Source organism: bacterium, from assembly GCA_024224155.1.
Lineage (GTDB): Bacteria > Acidobacteriota > Thermoanaerobaculia > Multivoradales > JAHEKO01 > CALZIK01.
The window spans coordinates 1-4388 of record JAAENP010000068.1; the positions used below are offsets into that span (position 1 = coordinate 1).

2 protein-coding genes are annotated in these 4388 nt (G+C 65.0%); one reads left to right on the forward strand and one right to left on the reverse strand.

All coding sequences use genetic code 11. The features are described from left to right. Window positions 1–945 (forward strand): group II intron reverse transcriptase/maturase (locus GY769_04135; GenBank protein ID MCP4201103.1); only part of this gene is annotated, 945 nt, incomplete at its 5' end. On the opposite strand, the gene GY769_04140 is transcribed toward GY769_04135, so the two are convergent. Further along, the gene (locus tag GY769_04140) at window positions 906–3779 is read right to left on the reverse strand and encodes a hypothetical protein (GenBank protein ID MCP4201104.1); all 2874 of its coding nucleotides are present in this window, start codon (window positions 3777–3779) and stop codon (window positions 906–908) included. The two genes, GY769_04135 and GY769_04140, sit on opposite strands and share 40 nt — an antisense overlap. Window positions 3780–4388 lie beyond the last annotated feature (609 nt).

Consider the following 4388-nt stretch of genomic DNA (forward strand, 5'->3'; position numbering starts at 1 on the left):
ATGGCAACCCTGTTAATTCTGGAGCCGATCTTCGAGGAGGATTTCGAGGATTGCTCCTATGGGTTCCGACCGGGCCGCTCGGCCCACCAGGCGCTGGAGGAGATACGCGGTCACATCAAGGCCGGGTATCAGGCGGTGTACGACGCGGATCTGAAAGGCTATTTCGATTCGATTCCGCATGACAAGCTTCTCGCTTGTGTGCGTCAGAGAGTGGTGGACCGGAGTGTGCTCAAGCTGATCCGGATGTGGCTGAAAAGCCCTGTTGTAGAACCGGGCGGCCCAGGCGAGCCGGAGCAATGGAATCGTCCCCGCCGAGGAACTCCTCAAGGTGGGGTGATTTCGCCGCTGCTCAGTAATCTGTACCTGCATTGGTTCGACAAGCTGTTTCATCGAGCTGATGGTCCGGCCCAGTGGGCGGGAGCCAAGCTGGTGCGTTACGCCGATGACTTTGTCGTGCTGGCGCGCTACCAAGGTGATGGCCTGACGGGCTGGACGGAATCGAAACTCGAGGGCTGGCTCGGGTTGGAGATCAATCGGGACAAGACGCGGGTGGTCAACCTGAAGGACGAAGGAGCGAGTCTGGACTTTCTGGGCTTCACGTTTCGCTACCACGACGACCTGGAAGGGCGCGGGTGGCGGTATTTGCATGTGGCCCCGTCGGCGAAGGCACTCAAGAGGGAGCGGGGGAAGCTGCACGAGATGACCAATCATCGACAGTGCTTCAAGCCGATCCCGCGACTGATTGAGGAGCTGAACCGGCACCTGGAAGGCTGGCGGAACTACTTCGACTTTGGGCATCCCCGCAAAGGGTTCCGTGACATCAACGCGTACGTTCGTTACCGTCTCACGCAGCATCTGAGACGGCGCAGCCAACGGCCCTTCCGACCGCCGAAGGGCGTCACCTTCTATGAGCAACTCGAACGTTTTGGGCTGCTGTATCTGTGAAGGGGGCCACCGTGCAACTGCCTGTGCATGCCTGAGGCGAAAGTCTCCAGGAGAGCCGGATGCGGGAAATCCGCTTGTCCGGTTCGACGAGGGGAGAGTGGGTCACACCTCGGTGTCGCCCTCTCTCCTACTCTACCGAGGTCGTCCGGGGCCGTGAGGGTGTCGCGGTTTTCGAGGAACCACAGGTTGCGATCGCGGTCGTTCTGGATGTCCTGCCATCTGCGGTTGCCCTCCGCGTCGCGCTGCCGCCGTTCAGCGTTGATCTCGTCGATCCACTGCTGGGCCGTCTGACGGTCAACCCAGCCGGAGTCGTCGTCCCAATAGACTTTGTCTCCGTCGGAGGCGAGGACCTCGCCGGTGGTTGGGTCCACCAGGTCCGGCAGTGCGGGGGCAGCGGCCTGGGCGGCGTTGTCCACCGTTTGCTGCGCCGTCTGTGCGAGCGCCAGCGAGAGATTGAGAGCCGTGTTGAGGCTGACGCCGGCCAGCAACAGGCCGAGGCCGGCCATCATGCCGACGTAGACCGCACCGTCGGGCAGGCCCTGAGCTGCAAGGGCGTCCACGACCAGATCGGCCTCTTCGTTGAGGCGCTCCATCGCGGCTTCCAGCTCGGCTTCGCTGAGAGCGCCGGCCGAATCCCGGACCCCAGAGGGAGGCGGCGGTGTCGCGGCCACGTCGGGAGTGCCGGGTTGGCCGCCGCCGCCCGACGTGCTGACCTCCGCGGGAGCCGCCGGGCCCGCCGCCGTGGGTGTGAAGAGGAAATCGTAGCGGGCCGGCAGGTTTGGCGCGCCCGGAAATGGCTGCTGAGCCCAGGGCCGCGCGTAGAGGCGGAGCAGCATCGCGCCGCCGGCCTGCGGAACCGCCTGCCAGGAGATCCGCACCGGTTTGCCGCGCATCGTCGCCGGATTCTGCGTGGTGCGGCCGCCGCGCGCTCTCTTCTGAGTTTGACCCTCCGCGGGACCGGGAACCAGTTCGGAGCTTCCGGCGGTGTATGACACCGTGAGGGTCCCGCCGGTGATTTCCCGCACGCCCGACGGTGAGAACTGCACTTTTCCCGGGCTGGCGGGAGCGAAGAGCTCGAGCAACTCCTCGACGATCGGGTTCTTGCGGGGGCTCAGGTTCCCACGGTTGACACTGGTAAGAACGCGGACCGGTGTGAGGGACGCGGTCCGTTTGTCCCAGTCGCTCTGAAGTTCGGCCTCCGAGGAGGCGCGGCTGATCCGCACTTTCGGGTCTGAGCCATAGGCTTCACCCGGGGGCCGGCCAACGTAATCGGTGGCGTCAACCGCGATGGCCGCCTGCCGGTACTGTTCATATCGCCCGTCGGCGATGTCGTCTTCCGGCGAGCGGACCACGCGGACCAGCCGCCCCCGCAGGCGGGTCTGCCCGCGGAGACTGTCCGCCGCCCATCCGCTCCTGTCGCTCCTCACCTCGGTGGTGAGGCGGGGATCGGCCGGTGCGCGCCCTGTCGTTTCGACGGCCTGGTAGAGAATGTAGTCGTCGTGGCCCGGCGGTTTGATACGCGCTTCGAGGAGGCTGTGGACGATTCCCGGAAACCGGAGCGAACCTGGCGGCATCGCGTACGTCTGGCCGGTGTTCCCGCCGGACTGAATTGTCTCTAGTGGGGTGGCGCCGCGGCCCCTCAGCCAGCCGAACGACTCGGACCAGCCGGACCCGAGGATGAACGTGTTGTGGATCCTGTGGACGAGGTTGGTGGTTGCGCTCGAGTTCGGTCCCTGGGTGTCCTGGTTGTTCGTCTCCTTGTAGAACTGGGTCGCCTGCCAGGTGGTTCCGAAAACGACAACGCTCCTGATCTCCAACCGGTCACCCGACCCATGGGTTACCAGCGGCGGGACCGCCGGCCGGATCTCGTCCCAGCGGGCAGTCCGCATCGTGTAACCTTCACAGTCCTTGAGGGTGTTGGCGGTTACTTTGATAGGGTCCAGCGAGGCCGTCATCTGGTCCCAATCCACCACCAGGCGGCCTCCCTCGAAGGACCAGGTTTCGAGGCTCAGCCGGCAGCTGCCGTCCGCTCTCCAACGGCCCTTGGCCGCCTGGATCTGCTGCAGCACCTGGGGGTGAAGCCGCGCCTGATAGACCGTCTTGCCAAAACGCACGCCCCAATCCTCGACGATCGGCGGAGGGCCCTGCCAGGTTCCGAGCTGTTGAGCGTTTCCGGCCTGAAAACCCGTTTGAGCGACGCCGGAAGTCCCGCCCGCCAGCATCCCGCAGATGGCCAGCAGGGCCACCGCCGGACCCCCGGCCGGGGCTGGTGAGGGCCGGTTCCGGTTCGACAGGTACCGGACGAAGAGCACAATCGAGAACATCGTCACGATGGCGGTTGTAAACGCTCCGCCGGTCAAACCCCAGGCGACGAGCTCCGCCGCGCCGAACAGGGCGAAGGACTGTGTCAGCAGGTAGGAGATCAGCCACACAATCAGGACGAGAACGGTCCGCCGCGCGTACACCCGGCCGTTCTTGTGGAAGACCTTGTGTCCGTAGCCGCGGGCGAATCCCAGCACGATGCCCACCCCGATCCCGGCGCCCATGGGGCCGAGCGGCTTATCCACCTCCAGCAGGAATGTCTGAATGAGGTAGCAGCCGATGGACGCTACCGCCGGCAGCAGGCAGGTGTACCAGCGCAGCATCCAGTCCCGCCGGTACGTGTGCAGGAACAGAAGAAACGAGCCGACCAGCATGACAACGCTGGCAATGCGCGGGTCACGGGGATAGACCTGCCAGAGTATGACCGACAGCAGGGCGAGCAACAGGCCTGGTATGACGCCCTTCGCCACCGCGATGGCGACTGTTCGTCGGGGTCTCGACTGCTTCTCCATGGATCTCTCGCCTTCCGGAGAACCGGCGTGTCGGCCTATTCTATCGGCTGAAGTGCGCAAAAGTATAGAGGATCCTAAAGTATTGATCGATCAGTCGAGCTACCACGGCGAGCATGAGCTCGCCTCCGTTCGTCATCCGGGTTCAGGGCCAGTTCTCACTCCGCCGACGGTCTTCGCGAATCGTCTCGCCGCAAGTGGATCCAGTTTGAGGGCGTGTCCGGATTGCAGCGCGAATCGAACGAGACGATGGTGAAAGGAGCCCGCCCAGGCGCGGCAGTGCTCGCCTACCGGAACCTCCCAGCACCCCTGGCAGCCCCGGCGGACGAAGCCGGGACCCCGCAGTCCAATGACGCCGTCGATGATGCGGCGCGGCGGGCATGCGGGTGGAGACGGCGCCGAGATCGGGACCAACCGATCCTTTCAGTAGCGGCTCGGAAGCCGAAGCTGAGCCGCGCCCAAGGGAAGCGGGCCTAGCCGCTTGGCACGGTTCCGTCGCCGACTCGGGCGCTCGCCCGACGGCGGTTGTTGTAGAGTCGGAACTATGAAACGACGTTATTTCCTTGGCGCCGCGGCCGCGTTCGGGGCGGCTGGCTCGCAGACCACCTCATC

What these genes read in the sequence shown, in the direction of transcription:
- GY769_04140 (MCP4201104.1), bottom strand. Translation starts at nt 3,779, where the DNA reads ATGGAGAAGCAGTCGAGACCCCGACGAACAGTCGCCATCGCGGTGGCG.